General features: G+C 72.6%; 19 protein-coding genes. 3 read left to right on the top strand and 16 right to left on the bottom strand.

The genetic code is table 11. The features are described 5' to 3' along the window. Nucleotides 1-29: 29 nt before the first annotated feature. The 4 genes from MicB006_RS07170 to MicB006_RS07155 all read right to left on the bottom strand — a co-directional run bounded on the left by MicB006_RS07170 (nucleotide 30) and on the right by MicB006_RS07155 (nucleotide 1,998). Nucleotides 30-650 carry a Uma2 family endonuclease gene (locus tag MicB006_RS07170; RefSeq protein WP_161565912.1) on the bottom strand — a complete coding sequence of 207 codons (621 nt, stop codon included), beginning with the start codon at nucleotides 648-650 and terminating at the stop codon, nucleotides 30-32. Beyond that, the gene (locus MicB006_RS07165) at nucleotides 610-807 is read right to left on the bottom strand and encodes a hypothetical protein (RefSeq protein ID WP_116504704.1); all 198 of its coding nucleotides are present in this window, start codon (nucleotides 805-807) and stop codon (nucleotides 610-612) included. The genes MicB006_RS07170 and MicB006_RS07165 overlap by 41 nt, the downstream gene beginning before the upstream one ends. A gap of 125 nt (nucleotides 808-932) precedes the next feature. Then, nucleotides 933-1,406: a YcxB family protein gene (locus MicB006_RS07160; protein WP_116504702.1), complete on the bottom strand. Its 474-nt coding sequence runs from the start codon at nucleotides 1,404-1,406 to the stop codon at nucleotides 933-935. A 46-nt stretch (nucleotides 1,407-1,452) separates the two neighbouring features. After that, on the bottom strand, nucleotides 1,453-1,998 hold the full coding sequence (locus tag MicB006_RS07155) for a GNAT family N-acetyltransferase (protein WP_116504700.1): 546 nt from the start codon (nucleotides 1,996-1,998) through the stop codon (nucleotides 1,453-1,455). A gap of 51 nt (nucleotides 1,999-2,049) precedes the next feature. Between MicB006_RS07155 and MicB006_RS07150 the strand changes: the two genes are divergently transcribed. Beyond that, nucleotides 2,050-2,892, top strand: coding sequence for a YhjD/YihY/BrkB family envelope integrity protein (locus tag MicB006_RS07150; protein ID WP_116504698.1), 843 nt, complete (start codon nucleotides 2,050-2,052; stop codon nucleotides 2,890-2,892). 10 nt (nucleotides 2,893-2,902) lie between these two features. On the opposite strand, the gene MicB006_RS07145 is transcribed toward MicB006_RS07150, so the two are convergent. Then, nucleotides 2,903-4,072 (bottom strand): alkaline phosphatase PhoX, encoded by a 1,170-nt coding sequence (locus MicB006_RS07145; protein WP_116504696.1) that lies wholly within the window; start codon nucleotides 4,070-4,072, stop codon nucleotides 2,903-2,905. A gap of 104 nt (nucleotides 4,073-4,176) precedes the next feature. Further along, nucleotides 4,177-4,596 (bottom strand): ribosomal protein L7/L12, encoded by a 420-nt coding sequence (locus MicB006_RS07140; protein WP_116504694.1) that lies wholly within the window; start codon nucleotides 4,594-4,596, stop codon nucleotides 4,177-4,179. Between the two features lie 67 nt (nucleotides 4,597-4,663). Here MicB006_RS07140 and MicB006_RS07135 point away from each other — a divergent pair, with 67 nt between their 5' ends. Further along, the gene (locus tag MicB006_RS07135) at nucleotides 4,664-6,262 is read left to right on the top strand and encodes an NAD(P)/FAD-dependent oxidoreductase (RefSeq protein WP_116504692.1); all 1,599 of its coding nucleotides are present in this window, start codon (nucleotides 4,664-4,666) and stop codon (nucleotides 6,260-6,262) included. A 55-nt stretch (nucleotides 6,263-6,317) separates the two neighbouring features. Here MicB006_RS07135 and MicB006_RS07130 read toward each other — a convergent pair whose 3' ends face one another. After that, nucleotides 6,318-6,956, bottom strand: coding sequence for a TMEM175 family protein (locus MicB006_RS07130; RefSeq protein WP_192900268.1), 639 nt, complete (start codon nucleotides 6,954-6,956; stop codon nucleotides 6,318-6,320). Nucleotides 6,957-7,064: 108 nt separating this feature from the next. Continuing rightward, nucleotides 7,065-8,645, bottom strand: a complete 1,581-nt coding sequence (locus MicB006_RS07125; RefSeq protein ID WP_116504689.1) for a Rieske 2Fe-2S domain-containing protein — start codon at nucleotides 8,643-8,645, stop codon at nucleotides 7,065-7,067. A 247-nt stretch (nucleotides 8,646-8,892) separates the two neighbouring features. Between MicB006_RS07125 and MicB006_RS07120 the strand changes: the two genes are divergently transcribed. Next, nucleotides 8,893-9,117 carry a hypothetical protein gene (locus MicB006_RS07120; protein WP_073830336.1) on the top strand — a complete coding sequence of 75 codons (225 nt, stop codon included), beginning with the start codon at nucleotides 8,893-8,895 and terminating at the stop codon, nucleotides 9,115-9,117. 75 nt (nucleotides 9,118-9,192) lie between these two features. Here the strand turns inward: MicB006_RS07120 and MicB006_RS07115 are convergent, their stop codons facing one another. The 8 genes from MicB006_RS07115 to MicB006_RS07080 form a co-directional block, all read right to left on the bottom strand. Next, on the bottom strand, nucleotides 9,193-10,383 hold the full coding sequence (locus tag MicB006_RS07115) for a DivIVA domain-containing protein (RefSeq protein WP_116504687.1): 1,191 nt from the start codon (nucleotides 10,381-10,383) through the stop codon (nucleotides 9,193-9,195). Between the two features lie 22 nt (nucleotides 10,384-10,405). Further along, nucleotides 10,406-11,551 (bottom strand): 23S rRNA (adenine(2503)-C(2))-methyltransferase RlmN, encoded by a 1,146-nt coding sequence (gene rlmN, locus MicB006_RS07110; RefSeq protein WP_116504685.1) that lies wholly within the window; start codon nucleotides 11,549-11,551, stop codon nucleotides 10,406-10,408. A gap of 104 nt (nucleotides 11,552-11,655) precedes the next feature. Next, complete coding sequence (locus MicB006_RS07105; protein WP_116504683.1) at nucleotides 11,656-12,960, bottom strand: phosphatidate cytidylyltransferase; 1,305 nt, start codon at nucleotides 12,958-12,960, stop codon at nucleotides 11,656-11,658. A gap of 252 nt (nucleotides 12,961-13,212) precedes the next feature. Continuing rightward, a complete protein-coding gene (gene frr / locus MicB006_RS07100; RefSeq protein ID WP_030504243.1) occupies nucleotides 13,213-13,770 on the bottom strand; it encodes a ribosome recycling factor in 558 nt (185 codons plus the stop codon). Nucleotides 13,771-13,857: 87 nt separating this feature from the next. After that, nucleotides 13,858-14,625 (bottom strand): UMP kinase, encoded by a 768-nt coding sequence (gene pyrH / locus MicB006_RS07095; protein WP_116504681.1) that lies wholly within the window; start codon nucleotides 14,623-14,625, stop codon nucleotides 13,858-13,860. A 157-nt stretch (nucleotides 14,626-14,782) separates the two neighbouring features. Then, nucleotides 14,783-15,610: a translation elongation factor Ts gene (gene tsf / locus MicB006_RS07090; RefSeq protein ID WP_073830340.1), complete on the bottom strand. Its 828-nt coding sequence runs from the start codon at nucleotides 15,608-15,610 to the stop codon at nucleotides 14,783-14,785. A 127-nt stretch (nucleotides 15,611-15,737) separates the two neighbouring features. Further along, nucleotides 15,738-16,640 (bottom strand): 30S ribosomal protein S2, encoded by a 903-nt coding sequence (gene rpsB / locus MicB006_RS07085; protein WP_116504679.1) that lies wholly within the window; start codon nucleotides 16,638-16,640, stop codon nucleotides 15,738-15,740. A 329-nt stretch (nucleotides 16,641-16,969) separates the two neighbouring features. Then, a complete protein-coding gene (locus tag MicB006_RS07080) occupies nucleotides 16,970-18,049 on the bottom strand; it encodes a hypothetical protein (RefSeq protein ID WP_116504677.1) in 1,080 nt (359 codons plus the stop codon). Between the last annotated feature and the right edge of the window lie 114 nt (nucleotides 18,050-18,163).

Below are 18,163 nucleotides of genomic sequence, written 5' to 3'. Positions count from 1 at the left end.
ATGCCACCACTTCGGCGAACCGGTGTCGATCACGCTTGCGGCGCCTCCTCGTCGAGCAGGTCGGCCGGGTCGACGCTGAACTCGAACGGCTCCCGCATCACGAACGTCGTACCGGCGGCCGCGGCGGCCAGCGGCCGGTACTCACCCTCGACCAGTTCGTAGAGGGCGAGCGCCGGCACCCGGTTACGCAGGTCGACCCGGAGGAAGTACGGCACACCGGCGGCGGCGTACTCCCGCGGCCTGTCGATCACGCCGGACGGTGCGATCTCCCCCACCAGCAGCGCGTCCGCCACGATCACGGCCCGGAGACCGCCGGCCGGCCGTCGCAGCACGACCAGGTCGGGAACGAACAGGTCGTCACCGGACACCAGGTTGACCGATCGACAGCCCCCCCAGCCGGCGGCCCGGGCCGCCACCCCGATCCGGTACGCGAGATGAAGATGCGCCGTACGCCGGTCGACGCCGCTGCCCGGCGTGACGATCACGCAGCCGCGCAGCACCTCGATTCTCGGGCCGTTGTTCTCCGGCAGCAGGTCGAGTGCCGCCGCGGCCGTCCAGGGCTGATCCCGGCGGCCGAGCAGATCCAGCGACCCGCCGGTCGGGTCGCGGTCAGGCCAGTTTCCAGTTCCGCGAGGTTTGCAGGTCGGCAAGGAGATGCTCCAGTTCCTCGTCCGACTCGATCAGGTCCGGACGAGCCAGGTCGTCAAGGCTGGTGACCGGCTCGACGCCTTGGCGGCGTGCGAGCTCAACGGCCGGCACGTGAGCCGTACCCGGCGGGTTCGGATTCCCCTCCGCATCAGTCGACATGCCTGCACCTCACCGAAGACGCCGTCCTCCCACCCGACGACGTCGCCGGGCCGCTCGGGTGGAGCTTCGCCCGTTTCCGAGCCGTCCATCGCACAGATGGTGCGGCCCAGCGTCGAACCGGACGGTCAGGCAAGCAACGTCCGGGTGCGGAGGAAGTCGAGAACCTCCTGATTCTGTTCCGGCGTCAGTTGGGCCAAGGGCACGATCAGCACTCGCCCTCCCGACAGTCGCACCAGCAACTGGTCGTGGACCTGTTCGGCGGCGGACACGGCGGACCACCGCACCAGCGTGACACCCTCCGGGCTCTCGCACCGCAGACCCTCGTCCGAGAGGTTCCACCGGGCCGCGACGGAGCCCCACTGCCAGGCCGCCCCCACCGCGCGGTGCAGCATCACGGCCGGGGCGAGGAACCAGCAGAGCACGGCCCCACCTGCCAGCGCGGCGGCGACGAGACGGGGCTCCGCGACGAGCGTGAAGACCGCCAGTAGCGCCAGCGTGCCGCCCACCCACCGATAGGGCAGAACCGCGCGCCGCAGGAGCCAGCGCCACGCCACGGTGAATGGGCCGCGCTCGGGCGCGGCCTCGAACTCGATCAGCACGACGTACGGTAAACCGCGTCCTCGCCCGGCCAGCTCCGCCGAACGGTCAGGCGGGGCGGTCCAGGACGAAGGTCTCCAGTTCGACCCCGCCGTACCAGTCGGTGCGCACGCCCACGTGCGTCATGCCGAGGCGCCGGGTCACCGCCATCGACGGGTCGTTCCCGGCCATCACCACCGCGTACACCCTCGGGGTGCCGGTGGCGAACTCGCGTTCCAGGACCGCGCGGGCCGCCTCGGTGGCGTAGCCGTTGCCCTGGGCGTCGGGGTGCAGGTGCCAGCCGACCTCGATGTCGTCGGTCAGGGTGACGCCGTCGCGTCCCGGTAGCGGCTTGAGCAGGATGCTCCCCGCCACCGGTCCGCCGTCGCGCGGCTCGATCGCCCACAGGCCCCACCGTCCGCCGTACGGCGCCCAGCGTTCGTGCCAGGACCGGACCCGCTCGCGCGCCTCGGACGGGTCGGTCATCCGGCCCTTGCCGCCGCCGAGCCAGCGCATCACCTCGTCCCGGGAGTAGATGTCGTAGATCCGGGCCAGGTCGTCCGGCGACTCGGTCCAGTCCCGTAGCACCAGCCGGTCGGTCGTGGCGATCGTCATGCCGCCGGATCGTAATGCGTGGCGCGGGGTCGTACGGGGAACGAGAGGGCGATGGGCGACGGGTGGGATCGGGCGAAGCGGATCACGGCTGCGGCGTTCCGGCCGGTCCGCGGCCGGGATCTCTCGCTGCACGCCGCCGCGATCACGTTCTACGGCGCGATCGCCGTGGTGCCGGTGGCGCTGCTGGCGATCTGGCTGACCGGGCTGCTCGCGGGGGCGGACCGGGTGCGACGGCTGACCGGGTACGCCATCGACACGCTGCCCACCGATATCGGCGCGCACCGGGCGGCGGCCGCGCTGGTCGAGGCCGGGCTGGGGCTGACCCCGCTGCTGGCGTTGGCCTCGCTGCTGCCGGCCTCGCTGTACGGGGAAGGGCTGCGCCGCGCGTTCGTCTCGGTGGCCGAGCCGCGCGCCGAGTCCGGCGCGCTGGTCGGCTGGCGGGGCCGGCTGCTGCTGCTCCCCCTGCTGGCGCCGGCCCCGGTGCTGCTGCTGTCGATCCTGCTCGGGCTGCCGATGACCACACGGCTGGTACGCCAGGGCGGCTGGATCGGCGCGCTCGGCGTGGTGCTGTCGTTCCTGGCGGTGTGGCTGGTGCTCACGCCGGTGCTGATCTGGGTGTTCCGGGTGGTCGGCCCGGCCTCCCCGGACTGGCTCGCCACCATCGTCCTGGGCTCGTTCACGGCGGCCAACCTGTCGGGCTTCCTGCACGGGTTCGTGCTGTTCTGCTCGCTGCCGCTGGACCTGGGCGTGCCGTTCGGCGGGTTCGACGAGATCGGCGGCGGCGTAGCGGTGCTGCTCTGGCTGTACCTGTTCCACGTGATCGTGCTGTCCGGCTATTCCGCGACGCTGGCGGCGAGCCGGTGGCGGGCCACCCGGGAGGCGGCCCGCGCCTGACGGCGGTGGGTCAGCGCCGGAACGGGCCGCGCACCTCGTACGTGATGCCGCCGGTCCCGGCCCGGGCGCCGCTGGTGCCGCGCTGGGAGGAGAAGTAGAGCCGGCTGCCGTCCGGGGAGAACGCGGGCCCGGTGATCTCCGACTCGGACTGCCCGAGGACCCGCACGAACGGGGTCACCACGCCGGCCGGCGTGATCATGTTGATCTCCATGTTGCCGCCGTCCTCGGCCACGTAGAGGTCGCCGCCGGCGGTGCCGGTGATGTTGTCGACGCCGGTCAGCGGCGCGGCCCCGGCCGGCACCAGCGAGTCGTCGTACGCGAGGTCGAGCCGCTGGTTCACCGCGTCGTACGCCCACACCCGGTTGTCGCCCTTCGTGGTGAACCAGCAGGTGTCGTCGGCGTACCAGCAGCCCTCGCCGCCGTCGAACGTCTGCGCGGCGCCCACCTGGTAGCGAGTGGGCACCGGGAACCCGTCGCGGTCCGGCAGGTCCCGCCAGGTGACCGGGCCGGTTACCTGGCCGTCCGGGGCGCAGAGCACCTGCACCTTGCCGGTGCGCAGGTCGCCCCAGGTGTCCGGCACGAACCGGTAGAAGCAGCCGTCCGACTCGTCCTCGGTCAGGTAGACCACCCGCCGCTGCGGGTCGCAGGCCGCCGCCTCGTGCTTGAAGCGCCCCATCCGGGTCCGCTCCTCGCCGGACCGGCCCCCCTCCGGCCAGGTCTCGAAGACCCGGCCCAGCGGCACCTCCTCGCACGACAGCCACGTCCCCCACGGGGTGGGCCCGCCGGCGCAGTTGACGTTGGTGCCGCCGAGGATCCGGTACGCGGCGGCGATCGCGCCGTCAGCCGCGAACCGCACCGCCGAGGCGCCGCCGACGAGCGGCACCTCCGAGTTGGAGACGTAGATCCAGCCGTCGCCGGCCGGGAAGCAGGCGCCGCCGTCCGGCGCCGGGTGCCAGGTGTACGAGGTGCCGGCGACCCGCTGCCCGGAACGTGCGATCACGCGGCTGGTGAAGCCGGCGGGCACCTGGAGGCCGTTGGCGTCGGCGGACAGCAGGTCGCCGTACGGGCCGGGGCCGGGCTGGGCGGGCTGGGCCGGTGCGGCCGCCGCGGCCCAGAGACCACCGGCGAAAGCGGCCGCGCCGCCGACGGCTGTGGCACGCAGGACGGTACGACGATCCATCGGGGATTACCTCCCGGAGGCGGCGGGTGTCCCGTCGACGGTAAGACGGAAATGCATCGACAACTGCCACTATAAGGTGAACGCCCGGTGACGGCCGTCCGGCGTCAGAGGCCCTCGACGTACCGCTTGGCGTCGGCGAGCGACATGTGCGTGTGCTCCCGCACCACCTTGATCGCCTGGATCTTCTTCCCCTGGTACAGCAGCCGCGCGGCCTCGGCCCGCACCGCCTCGTCGACGCCCTTTCCCGGTGCCGGCGGGCCGGGCGACCAGGACCCGCCGGCCGCCAGCGCGTCCACCGCCCGCTTCGCGTCCAGCAGCGACAGCCCGGTCTGCTCGCGCAGCACCTTGACCGCCTCGACCGTACGCCCCGCCCGGGCCAGCCGGAGCACCTCGGCCTGCCCGCCGCCGGCCGGGCGATCCGGGGCGACCAGGTCCCGGGGACGGTCGCGCCGCAGCACGAGCAGGAGAAGGAACACCACCACGACGAGCGCCACCGCGAGCGCGATCTGGACAGCCGGGGACATGCCGGGAACGGTAGCGCCCCAGCGCGAACCCTCCCGCAAGGGCTCGCCCGCCGCTACGCTCCGGCCCATGAGCGACGCGAGTGAGCTGCCGTCCCGCGCCGACGTCGTGGTGGTCGGCGCCGGGCACAACGGCCTGGTCTCGGCGATCCTGCTGGCCCGCGCCGGCCTGGACGTGCTGGTGCTGGAGGCATCAGGGGTGATCGGCGGGGCGACCCGCACCGAGAACCCGTTCCCGAAGGTGCCAGGGCTGCGTCACTCCACCGGGTCGTACCTGCTCGGGCTGATGCCGCCGGAACTGCTGGCCACGCTCGACGTGAGCATCCCGGTGCTGCGCCGCGACCCGCACTACTTCCTGCCCACGCCGGGCGGGCTCGGCTCGCCGTACCTGCTGGCGGGCAGCGACGTCGCGGCGAGCCGGCGACAGCTCGCGGAGATGTTCTCCCCCGCCGACGTCGCAGCCGACGACGCGCTGCACGCCGAGCTGGCCCAGCTGCGGGAGGATCTCGCCCCGGCGTGGCTGGCCGAACCGCTGCCGGCCGAGGAGACCGCCGAACGCTACGTGCGGCCCGCGCTGCGGCAGGTCTTCGTCGACCTGGTCCGCGGCTCGGTCGCCGACCACCTGGCCCGCTTCGACTTCCGCTCCGAGCTGCTGGTCAGCATGTACGCGGTCACCGACGGCCTGTCCGGGCTCAACGCCGGCCCGGACGACCCGGGCACCGGGCACAACTTCCTGGTGCACAACATGTGCCGGCTGCCGGGCGCGGACGGCACCTGGATGATCACCCGGGGCGGCATGGGCACCGTGTCGCGCACGTTCGCCGAGGCAGCCGTGCGCGCCGGGGCGCGGATCGTGGCCGACGCGCCGGTCACCGCGATCCGGCTGGCCTCCGGCGCCGCCGCCGGGGTGACGCTCGCCGACGGGCGGGAGGTGGACGCCCCGGTGGTGCTCGGCGCCTGCGACCCGTACCGGCTGATGGAGCTGCTGCCCGACGGCGCGCTCCCGGCGGAACTCGGCGCGCGGATGGCGGCGGTCCGCCGCCCCGGCACCACGCTCAAGCTCAACCTGGCGCTGACCGGGCTGCCGCGCTTCTCCTGCCTGCCGGACGACGCGCCGAGCCCGTTCGGCTCGACCATCCACCTGCTGCCCGGCTCGGCCTCGCTCGTCGGCGACGGCGGCGGCGAGTCGCCGATGGCGGCGCTGCGCGGCATGTGGGCGGACGTGCGGGCCGGGCGGCTGCCCGACGAGCCGACCATCGAGTGGTACCTGCACACCACAGTCGACCCGTCGCTGTCCGACGACGCGGGGCACCACTCGTCGGCGCTGTTCGTGCAGTCGGTCCCCTACGAGCTGGCCGGCACCACCTGGGACGCGGCGCTGCCCGGCTACGTGGAGCGGCTGATCGCGATCTGCGAGCGGTACGCCCCGGGCGCCGGTGACCTCGTCGCGGACGCGGTGCCGCTGCCGCCGCCCGGCATCGAGGCGCACTTCGGCATCACCGGCGGGCACATCCACCACGTCGACAACACGGTGTCGTTCACCGACCGGATGCCGTACGCGACGGGTGTGGACGGCGTGTACGCGGGCAGCGCCGGCTGCCACCCGGCGGGCAGCGTGATCGGCGCCGCCGGCCACAACGCGGCCCGCCGCATCCTCGCCGAGATGTAAGGAAGGGCCCCCTATTAACGCCTCAGGTAGAGGAAGGGCCCCTTCTTAACAACCCTCACGGCGTGTCGGGCGCCTCCTGGCCGGCGGGTGGGAGATCGCCCGGACCCCGCACCAGGTAAACGCCGACCAGCAGCAGGTACGCCAGCAGGCTCAGCAGCGGGTCGATGAACACGATGGCGAACGCGACCAGGTAGAGCAGCGGGCCGAGCCGGAACCGGCGGGCCACCGCGCTCGCCAGCCTCGGGTCCAGATCCGGGTGCAGCAGCCCGCGGCGGCGCGCCCACCACCAGCTCAGGTTGAAGAAGAGCGCCTCGCCGAGCACCACGCCCACGTACAGCGCGGCGGTCAGCCGCTGGTCGCGGACGGTGCCGCGCAGGTTGTCCGCGAGCAGGTCGGCGGTGAACGGGATCGCCGCCACGAACATCAGCAGCAGCAGGTTCAGCACCAGCAGCATCTGGTCGACCCGGCGGACGTAGCGCCACATGTTGTGGTGGGTCAGCCAGACCTGGCCGACGATGGCGAAGGTGATCACGTACGCCAGGTAGGCCCGCCACTCCTGCACGAGCACTGCGGCCAGCCCGTCGTCCTGCGGCAGGTCCGGGTCGAACGCCAGCAGTTCGACGGCCATCAGGGTGAGCACGATGGCGATCACCGCGTCGCTGAACGCCTCCACCCGGGAGGCGTCGCGCGCCATCTCGCTGCCGCGCCCGAACCGGTAGACCGGTTCCCTGTCCGCACCCGTCACGCCGCCCCCTCACGCCTGATGGTCGCGTGCCGGGGGCGGCGGGCGGGGCGGAAACCGTCAGATGGCCGCTTCCCCGGCCGGCGCCGGGGTCTCCGCGTCCGCGCGGTGCGCCCGGATCTTGTGCCCGACGCTGGTCAGGCAGCGACCGCTGGCCAGGTCGAACTTCCAGCCGTGCAGCTGGCAGGTCAGCTGGTCGCCGTCGACGATGCCGAACCGGCTCAGGTCCGCCTTCAGGTGCGGGCAGCGCCGCTGCACCACCCAGCCGTCGAGCGTGATGTCCTCGGCGTCGACGGCCCGCTCGTGCTCGTCGTACCAGCCCTCGGCGTACTGGAGACGCTCCTCGGAGAGGCACTTGAAGAAGGCGTAGACGAACTCGTTGTACTGGCCGATGCGGGCCGCCGAGAAGCGGCAGGACAGGAAGAGCGAGTTGACCCAGTCGACCTCGCCGATGTGCAGCAGGTGCTCGATGAGCGCCCGCTCGGTACGGAAGCGGTAGCGGACCTTCTCGTCCGCGTACGGCCGTACCTCCTTGCCCGGGAAGTCCACCACGATCGACTCGACGCTGTCGCCGTCGTAGCCGACGAGGTCGAAGCGGACCGGACCGCCGACGCCCTTGGCCAGGTAGATCGACTCGTCCAGCAGCGGCTCGATCCGGCGCTTCATCTCACCCAGCACGTCGACCTCGGGGTGCCGCCAGGACGCCTTCTCAGCCTCGATCACCGGGCGCTTACGCTCCCGCATCTCCTCCAGGTGGGCGACCTTGTTCGCGAAGAACTCCTCCACCGGCACCGGGTGCGTGGTCGTCGCGCCCTCGGTGGTGATCTCCGAGACGCTGCCCGGCAGCAGGACGATGCCGTTGGTGCCGCCGACCTTGGCGTACTCGGAGAGGAACACCGACTGGTCGGGGAAGATGTTGCCCTCGTCGCCGAAGATGTCGTTGAACTGCCACAGCTCGTCGTCGAGAAAGCACGGCGGGCCGGCGATCGGGAAGACGTGGTCGGCCTTCAGGTCGTCGATGTAGCGCCAGGTGCGGTCGAACTGCCGGTCCCGCTTCTGCTTGCCGAACGCCGTCTTCGCCGCCTGCGGCAGCTCGTAGACCATCGGGTACCAGATCGCGCCGGAGAACTGCAGCATGTGCGCGTGCACGTGGCCCAGCTCGGCGAAGACGCTCAGGTCGGTCGGGCGGGCGTCGTTCTGGTTGAGCAGCCGGACGCCGTCGTACTCGACCCAGAGCGAGGAGTCGCCGATCGGGCCGTCGGTCGGGCTGGTCAGCGCCTGGATCATGATCTTCAGGCCGCCGGGCAGCTCCACGACCTGCTCGTTCGGGGCCTTGAGGAACTTGGTGAAGCCCAGCTCCCGGAACTCGTCCTCCATCTCCGAGGTGGGGAACTCGGGGAGCAGGACGGTGGCGTCCTTCGACACGAAGTCGCGCAGGTGCTTGGCGTCGAAGTGGTCCCGGTGCAGGTGCGACACGTACAGGTAGTCGACCTGGCCGAGGGTCTCCCAGTCGAGCAGGGAGTTGTCCGGGAAGGGGAACCACGAGGCGAAGTAGGCGGGATTGACCCACGGGTCGCACAGGATGCTGCCCGCGGCCGTGTCGATCCGCATGCTGGCATGGCCCGTACCGGTCACTCGCACCGCAGTCCCCCTCAAAAAGGCATCAGGTGTACGTCAAGACGCTACCGGAGGCAGTGTGCTCGCCGTCCCGCGACGCCGGTAGTGCCCAACCGCCCCGACCCGGACGGGACCTACGGCCCGGGTCACGCGACAACAGCGCTGTCGCCCGCCCGGGTCATCCAGCGCACCGGAGGCCGGACCCTGCGCCGGGGCCGGTTGGGGGCGTGCCAGACTGATCGGAGATCCGATCGCGAGGGAAGGACCGACAGTGGCAGGAGACGAGCCGGTAACCGCGCCAGATCAGCACAAGCCCGGGCATCGCAAGTCCGGACGGATCGGCGCGGTGCTGTCGGCGCTGGTCTTGGTTCTGATGGCGTTCTGCGGGATCGAGGAGGGCCGGGTGGAGCACATCTGGCTGTTCGGGATCGCCGGGCTGCTGATCGCCATCGTCATCGGCGACGCCGTGCTGCGCCGCAACGGCCTGCGGTCCTGACGCGCGGCGCCCACGGTACGCGGAAGGGCCCACCCCTCGCGGGGTGGGCCCTTCGTCGTCGGGTGACCGGGCGGGTCAGCGGCCGAGCAGGATGTCCTGCACGTCCTTGAGCGCGGCGTCGACCTCGGCTTCGAAGTAGCCGCCGGGCACCAGCCCGAAGCGCAGCGTGTCGAGTTCCTTCGGGTTCACCGGCATCGGGTTGCGGCCCTGCATGCCGCCGAGCAGTGTGTCGAAGAACCGGTCGACCTGGTCCGGGTCGTACCCGCTGCCGAACCGGCGGACCTGGAAGCTGCGCCGGATCTGGTCGACCCGGTAGAGGTCGCTGCCGGGCGGGCCGGCCATCGGCGGTCCCACCATGGGCGGGCCGGCGACCGGTGGGGTCACCAGCGGCGGGCCGGTCATCGAAGGGCCCGGGCCGTAGCCCTGGTCCGGCGGTCCGTAACCCGGGTCCGGCGGCCCGTAACCGGGCTCCGGCGCGCCGTAACCCTGCTGCGGCAGCGCCGGCGGGCCACCGGGGCCACGACCGCGCAGCTCACGCTCGGGCATGCGGATCTCGGCAGTCATGTCGGCACGCCCGCGCCGGCCCGCCTCGAAGCCGTCGAAGCGCTCCTCCTGGCCGTACCCGCCGGGGCCGCTGTCCTGGCCGTAGCCGCCCGGGCCGCTGTCCTGGCCGTACCCGCCCGGGCCGGTGTCCTGGCCGTAGCCGCCAGGGCCGGGCGGCAGGCCGCGCGGCGGCGGGCCGCCGTGCCCGATCGGCGCGCCCGGACCCATCGGGCCGGGGCCGCCCGGGCCACGCGGGCCGTCGTAGCCACCGCGCGGACCGTCGTACCCGCCGGCGAACGCGCCGGTCGGCTCGTCGTAGCGGCTGCCGTAGCGGGCGGCGGGCGGGCCGGGCTGGGCCGGCATCTGCCGGGGCGGCATCGGCGGCTGCGGCACCGGCGACATGCCCCGGTCGTCGCGCATCGGCGGGCCGAGCCGGTCGGCCATCCGGGGGTCGCCACCGCGCCCGGCGGGGGCGCCACCGCGCTCCTCCAGCTCGGCGAGCTGCCGCTCGACCCGGTCGAGGTGCAGGTCCACCTGCCACTCGTCGTAGCCGTTGAAGCGGACCCGGAAGACGACGTCGTGGACCTCCTGGGAGGCCACGGGCGCGCCGACCGGCTGACCGGCGAGTGTCGCCTCGACCCGGTCCAGGAAGGCGTCGACCTCGTCGACCTTGTATCCCCGGCGGAGCGCCTTACGCCGGAAACGCTGACCCTGACTCGCCACTATGTCTCCTGGTCTCGTACCGCTACGCCGTTGCCGCGCGTGAGTCGCCGTCCGTGTCCCCGGCGGCGGCGAGTTGGCCACACGCCCCGTCGATCTCGCGCCCCCGGGTGTCCCGCACGGTGGTCGACACCCCGGCGTCGCGCAACCGCCGGACGAACTCCCGCTCGACCGGCTTCGGGCTGGCGTCCCAGCGGCTGCCCGGAGTCGGGTTGAGCGGGATCAGGTTCACGTGGGCCAGCTTGCCGGCCAACAGCCGCCCGAGCAGATCTGCTCTCCACGGCTGGTCGTTCACGTCCTTGATCATCGCGTATTCGATGGACACGCGACGCCCCGTCGTGGCCGCGTAGTCCCACGCCGCGTCCAGCACCTCGGACACCTTCCAGCGCTGGTTGACCGGGACGAGTTCGTCGCGCAGCTCATCATCGGGGGCGTGCAGCGACAACGCAAGGGTCACGGAGAGGTCTTCGCTGGCCAGTCGCCGGATCGCCGGGACCAGCCCGACAGTGGAGACGGTGATGTGCCGTTGCGACAGGCCCAGACCCTCCGGCGCCGGAGCGACCAGCCGGCGGATCGCCGCCACCACCCGCGAGTAGTTGGCCAGCGGCTCGCCCATGCCCATGAACACCACGTGCGACAGCCGCGGCGGCGAGCCGGCCACCGCGCCGGACGCGGCCACCCCGGCCAGGTAGACCGCCTGGTCGACGATTTCCGCGGTGGACAGGTTGCGGGTCAGCCCGGCCTGGCCGGTCGCGCAGAACGGGCAGGCCATGCCGCAGCCGGCCTGGCTGGAGATGCAGACGGTCACCCGGTCCGGGTAGCCCATCAGCACGCTCTCCACGAGCGAGCCGTCGTGCAGCCGCCAGAGCGCCTTGCGGGTCGCGCCGTCGTCACAGGCCAGCTCGCGCACCGGGGTGAGCAGGGTGGGCAGCAGCGTGCCGGCCAGCCGCTCCCGGGTCGCCGCCGGCAGGTCGGTCATCCGCTCCGGGTCGCGCACGAGGCGGCCGAAGTAGTGGTTGGAGACCTGCTTGGCGCGGAACGCCGGCTCGCCCAGCTCGGCGACGAGCGCCTGCCGGCCGGGCAGGTCCAGGTCGGCGAGGTGGCGCGGGGGCATCGAGGGTCGGCGGCCGCGGGCGTCGGGGTCTACGGAGATCAGCGGAAGACTCGTCATGGCGCGTCCAGTCTGACACGCTCCCGCCCGGACGCACCCGTCCGTACGTGTCGAATCGCCCCCGGCCGCCCGGCCCGCCACGGGTCGCCGCCGTGACGCATGCCTCAGCTCACCACCGGGACGAACACGGCGAGCAGCAGGTAGGCCACCGGCACCGCGAACAGGACCGAGTCGAGCCGGTCCATCAGACCGCCATGCCCGGGCAGCAGGTTGCTCATGTCCTTGACGCCCAGATCCCGCTTGATCATCGACTCGGCGAGGTCGCCGAGCACCGCGGAAACCGAGATCGCCATCCCGAACAGCGCGCCCCACCAGGGCGCCACGTCGAACAACACCCACAACAGCACCGCGCTGCCCGCCGCCGCGGCGGCCACCGAGCCGGCGAAGCCCTCCCAGGACTTCTTCGGGCTGATCGTGGGCGCCATCGGGTGCTTGCCGAACGTCACCCCGGCCGCGTACCCGCCGGTGTCGGAGAGCACCACCGCGACCAGCGTCACGAGCACCCGCAGGTGCCCGTCGCCCGGCGCCGCCGCGAGCATGGCCGCGAACCCGGCGAGGAACGGCACGTACACCGCGATCAGGGTGGCCGCGGTGAGGTCGCGCTGGTAGTTACCCGGCCCGTCGCCCAGTCGCCAGATCATCGTGCCCAGCACCGTGACCAGCAGGCCGAGGCAGAGCGCGTCCGGGCCGGCGAACCAGGCCAGGCCCACCGTGATCACACCGCCGGCGACCAGCGGCGCCAGCGGCGGGTGGGCGCCGCTGCGGCGTACCGCCCGGGCCATCTCCCAGATGCCGATCCCGACCGCTGTCGCGAGCACGGCGAGGAACGCCGGCATGAAGAAGAAAAGCGGCACCACCACCGCGGCGCCGAGGGCCACCCCGACGCCGATCGCGGCCGGCAGGTTGCGCCCCGCCCGGGACGTCTTCGGCACGACGGTCGGCGGTCGCTCCGCGCTCGCCCGCCGCCGCCCCCGGCCCCGTCGGCCGGTTTGCGGCTCGGGCTCGGGCTCGTCGCGTACCGCCGGGATCTGGTCGGTGGGCTCGTCGCGCACCGGCGCGATCTGCGCGGTCGGGTACTCGTCGTCGCGGGGCGGCTCACCCCCCGGGCCGCCGTGCTCCGGCCCGCCGGGCCGGCCGCGGTCGCCGGCCTGCGGTCCGTCGTACCGGCCCGGTCCGTCGTGGTGCCGCGACGTCGTCGGGTACGGCCCGGCGTACGTGTTGTCGGGGCCGGCGTACGTGTCGTACGCGTCCGGGCGGGCGTAGGTGTCCGGCTCGGCGGGGTGGGCGGGCGCCGCCGGACCGGGCCGCCAGGGGCCGGGTTCCAGGTCGGTGTCCGGCCAGGGCAGGGCGGGGGCCGGACGGTCCCAGCCACGCGGCTCGGTGCTGCCGTAGGGGTCGGGGTGGGACATCACGCACCGGCAGCCGGTACGAGAGCCACCACATGACGCAAGACCAAAACCATCCCCTACCGGCGTGAGACTTCCTGTTGACCGACCGACGGCCGGGCGACCCCCGCCGTTCACCCCGTGGTGGTCGGGAATCGTGCCGAGCCTACTGCACCCGCCGGAGCCCCGAGGGTGTGCGCCGCCGGGCACGACGACGGCACCGGGCCGCCGCCCGTGCGGGCGACGGCGGCGGTGCCGTGCGGGGTACGCGCGCGCTCAGACTTCGAGCAGCTCGCTCTCCTTGTGCTTGACCAGCTCGTCGACTCCTGCGACGAAACGGTGGGTCAGGTCGTCCAGTTCCTTCTCCGCGCGCCGGCCCTCGTCCTCGCCGACCTCGCCGTCCTTCACCAGGCGGTCCAGCTCTTCCTTGGCCTTGCGGCGGATGTTGCGGACGGCGACCTTGGCCTCTTCGCCCTTCTGCCGGGCGACCTTGATCATCTCCCGGCGCCGCTCCTCGGTCATCTGCGGCAGGACGATGCGGAGCTGGTTGCCCTCGTTGTTCGGGTTGGCCCCGAGGTCCGAGTCGCGGATCGCCTTCTCCATGGCGCCCAGCTGCGAGTTGTCGTACGGCTTGATGATCACCATGCGGGGCTCGGGCACCGCGATGGAGGCCATCTGCGGCAGCGGGGTCGGGCTGCCGTAGTAGTCGATGACGATCCGGGAGAACATGGCGGCGTTGGCGCGACCGGTACGGATCCCGCCGAACTCCTCCTTGGCGTGCTCGATGGCACGCTCCATCTTCTCCTCCGCCTCGAGGAGGGTGTCGTCGATCACCGGTCTCCTCGCCTCCTTCTGTCGCTCGTCGTGGGTAGTGCGGGTGCCGCCGTGGCAGAGGGACCGCTTGTCGATCCGGCGGGCCGGTCAGGCGGTGATCAGGGTGCCGATCTTCTCACCGGCGACGGCCCGGACGATGGTGTCGTCGCCCTGGGCGCCGAAGACCAGCATCGGCAGGCCGTTCTCCATGCAGAGGCTGAACGCGGCGGCGTCCGCCACCCGCAGGTTGCGGCGCAGCACCTCGGAGAAGGTGATCGAGTCGAGCTTGCTCGCGGTCGGGTCGATCCGGGGGTCGGCGGTGTACACCGCGTCCACGCCGTTCTTGCTCATCAGCACCACGTCCGCGCGGATCTCCAGCGCCCGCTGGGCTGCCACCGTGTCGGTGGAGAAGTACGGCATGCCGGCGCCCGCGCCGAAGATGACCACGCGGCCCTTCTCCAGGTGCCGGATCGCCCGCAGCGGGATGTACGGCTCGGCGACCTGGGCCATCGTGATCGCGGTCTGCACCCGGGTCTCGATGCCCTCCTTCTCCAGGAAGTCCTGGAGGGCCAGGCAGTTCATGACCGTGCCGAGCATGCCCATGTAGTCGGCGCGGGCCCGGTCCATGCCCCGCTTCTGCAGCTCGGCGCCCCGGAAGAAGTTGCCGCCGCCGACCACCACGGAGACCTGCACGCCGAGGCGTACCACGGTGGCGATCTGGCGGGCGATGCCCTGCACGACGTCGGGGTCGACGCCGATCGCGCCGCCGCCGAAGACCTCACCGGAGAGCTTCAGCACCACCCGGCGGGACCGACCGGGAGGAGGCGCGGTCGGATCCTCCATCGCCAGGCTCCGGTCACTCACAACCTGCGTCATCCGCCCCGCCCCTTCTCCCCGCGCATCGCGCGAGCGTCGCGTACGTGCCCTTGCCGACCCTATGTGACGAGGAGGCCGCGGTGCCTGTCACGTACACCGGCGGCCTCCTCGTCGACGTTTCCCCTGTGCCCGGGCCCGGAAGGCCCGGCGCGGCGGCTCAGGCCTGGCCGACCTCGAACCGCAGGAAGCGGGTCACCTCGATGCCGGCGTCGGCCAGCACCTGCTTGACGGTCTTCTTGTTGTCGGCAACCGACGCCTGCTCCAGCAGGACGAAGTCCTTGAAGAAGGCGTTGACCCGGCCCTCGACGATCTTCGGCAGCGCCGCCTCGGGCTTGTTCTCCTCGCGGGCGGTCTGCTCGGCGATGCGCCGCTCCGACTCGACGGTCTCGGCCGGCACCTCGTCGCGGGTGAGGTACTTCGGCCGCATCGCGGCGATCTGCATGGCCACGGCGCGCGCGTCGGCGTCCGCCGCCTCGTCGGTCTTGCCGGTGAACTCCACGAGCACGCCGACCGCCGGGGGCAGGTCCTGGCTCTTGCGGTGCATGTAGACAGCGGTGGTGCCGTCGAGCTTGGCGAAGCGGTTGAGCACCAGCTTCTCGCCGATCTTGGCGGACTGCTCCTGGATCAGGTCGGCCACGCTCTTGCCGTCGATGCTGCTGGCGAGCAGCTCCTCGGCGTTGGTGGCGCCGCTGGCCACGCCGTGCTCGACGAGCTGCTGGGCCAGCGCGATGAAGGCGTCGTTCTTGGCGACGAAGTCCGTCTCGCAGTTGAGCTCGAGCAGCGCCTGGCCGGAGTGGGCGACGAGCCCGTTGGCGGCGGTGCGGCCGGCCCGCTTGCCGACGTCCTTGGCGCCCTTGACGCGCAGGATCTCGACGGCCTTGTCGAAGTCGCCCTCGGCCTCCGTCAGCGCCTTCTTGGAGTCCATCATGCCGGCGCCGGTGAGGTCGCGGAGCTTCTTGACGTCCGCGGCGGTGAAGTTGGACATGACTCTCTCTTCGGTGTCAGTGAGGTGGTCTGGGGTGCTGGTTACCCGGTTCCGGGCCGGTGCTGACCCGGCGTACCCGTCGCGCCCCACCGCCGGGGATCCGGACGGTGGGGACGCGACGGCGAGATCACTCCGCGGCGGCGGTCGCCGGCTGCTCGGCAGCGGCCGGCTGCTCGGCAGCGGCGGGCTGCTCGGCGGCGGCGGGCGCCGGCTGCGCGGCGGCGGGCTGCTCGTCGGCCTTCTTCGGCTCCTCGAGCAGCTCGCGCTCCCACTCGGCCAGCGGCTCGTCGGCGGCGACCTGGCCGGCCTCGGGCTTCTCGTCCGCGCCCCGGTTACGGCCGGAGCGGGCGATCAGACCGTCGGCGACGGCGGCGGCGACGACCCTGGTCAGCAGCTCGGCCGAGCGGATGGCGTCGTCGTTGCCCGGGATCGGGAAGTCGACCTCGTCCGGGTCGCAGTTGGTGTCGAGCACGGCGATCACCGGGATGCCCAGCTTGCGGGCCTCGTCGACGGCGATGTGCTCCTTCTTGGTGTCGACGATCCAGACCGCGGCCGGGAGCTTCTGCATGTCCCGCAGACCACCGAGGGTCTTGGTGAGCTTGATCTTCTCGCGGGAGAGCTGGAGCGTCTCCTTCTTGGTGTAACCGGCGGCGGTGCCGCTCAGGTCACCCAGGGCCTCCAGCTCCTTCATCCGCTGCAGCCGCTTGTACACGGTCTGGAAGTTCGTCAGCATGCCACCGAGCCAGCGGTGGTTGACGTACGGCTGGCCGACCCGGGTCGCCTGCTCGGCGATGGCCTCCTGGGCCTGCTTCTTGGTGCCGACGAACAGGATGCTGCCGCCACCGGCGACGGTGGTGCGCACGAACTCGTACGCCTTCTCGATGTAGTCGAGCGTCTGGCGCAGGTCGATGATGTAGATACCGTTGCGCTCGGTGAAGATGAAGCGCTTCATCTTCGGGTTCCAGCGCCGGGTCTGGTGCCCGAAGTGCACACCGCTTTCCAGCAGCTGACGCATGGTCACGACGGCCATGGTGGGTTACTCCTACTTTGTCCCTGGTTGTCCGTCCGGTCGGCGACCGGACGCCTGGCGCCCGATCGCCGGCCTGGGTGGGCCCGGATGAAGAACCGGGACCAGGGAGGCCGTCGCCCCACGGAGGAGACCGTGGAGAGGGCACGCGAGGTCGACCGCGCGAGGCGGTCGCCAGTCGACCAGTGTACGCGCCCTGTCCGCCGCACGGCCCTCGGGTGCGGAAGGCCGCCTCGACTTGATCGTCTCGCTTGATCGTCTCCAGTACGGCGAAGTGGCGGCATCGACCTGTCGGTGACACCGCCACTCCGGCGTACTGGTTCAGCGAAAGCTCAGCCCGCTGCGAGCGCGGCGGCGAGGAAGAGGACCAGCCCGACGGTCAGGTAGGCCGTCGGCGGGCGCAGCCAGCCCCGGCTGCCGTCGGCGAGCGCCAGCCCGCCGGTACGCAGCCCGTACAGGCCGGTGCCGAAGATCGGCAGGCCGACCACCAGGAACATGCCCACCACCACGTGCGACGTCGACACCGGGTCGCCGAACAGGCCGTGCAGCAACACCCGCACCGCCGGCACCTCCAGCACCAGCACCATCACCGCCAGCAGCACCGCGAGCGCCGGGCGCCGGGTCCGGTACACGCCGTCACCGGGCGGCGGACCCTCCGGCCGGGGCATGAGTGCCGGCATCGGGCCGGTCGGCATCTCCAGCGGGTTCGGGGCCGCCGCCGGCTCGGCCGGACCGGCCGGGCGCTCACCGATCCGCAGCGGAGTCGCCTCGCCGGGATTGAGCCGCGCCGCGGCCGACGGGTCCGCCCCACCGGTCGCCGGCGGCTCGGCCGAACGGCCGGTGTCCACGATCGGGTAACCGCCGAGCGGCCCCGGACGAGCCTGGCCGGCAGCGGCGCCGAGGGCCAGCGCGTTACCGCCACCGCGCGGGTCGGCGTTGTGAGCGGCCAGGCCGTACGGGTCACCGCCGGTACGGGACGCGTCGTCGGAGGCCGGGGCGCCGAGCGGGCTTGCCGGCACCGCGCTCAGCGGGTTGCCGTGCGCGGCGGTACCGAGCGCGTCCACACCGCTGCGGGACACCGCGGCGAGCGGGTCGTCCCCACCGAGCGGGGTCGCCGACTCGCGCGCCGCGCGCCGGCCGGCGCGCGTCCCGGGCAGCTCACCGGAGACCTCCGGGTCGTCCGGCCGCTGCGACCGCCAACTGCTCGTGTCGTCCACCAGCGGGTCGGCGGCGGAGTACCGGCCCGGCTCGGCGTACCGGCTCTCACCGGCGCGCTGCTCCGGCGTGCGGTAGTCGTCGTCGCGGTAGCGGGGCTCACCCGCGGCGCGCCAGTCCGACTCGTATCCGCGGTCGCCCCATCGCGACCCCTGCTCATCCTCGGGATAGCTCCGTCGTCCGTCCACGACGGGCACGGTATGCGACCGGCTCCAGCCGCGCCATTCGGGTCACCTCGGCTGTCAGCCCAGCTCAGCGGGACGCCCGCGAGCTGCCGCCGGGACACAGCGGCGGCGGACGAGCATCAGCGA

Source organism: Micromonospora sp. B006, assembly GCF_003408515.1.
Taxonomy (GTDB): Bacteria; Actinomycetota; Actinomycetes; order Mycobacteriales; family Micromonosporaceae; genus Micromonospora; species Micromonospora echinospora_A.
This window is presented reverse-complemented; position numbering and strand designations above follow the sequence as displayed.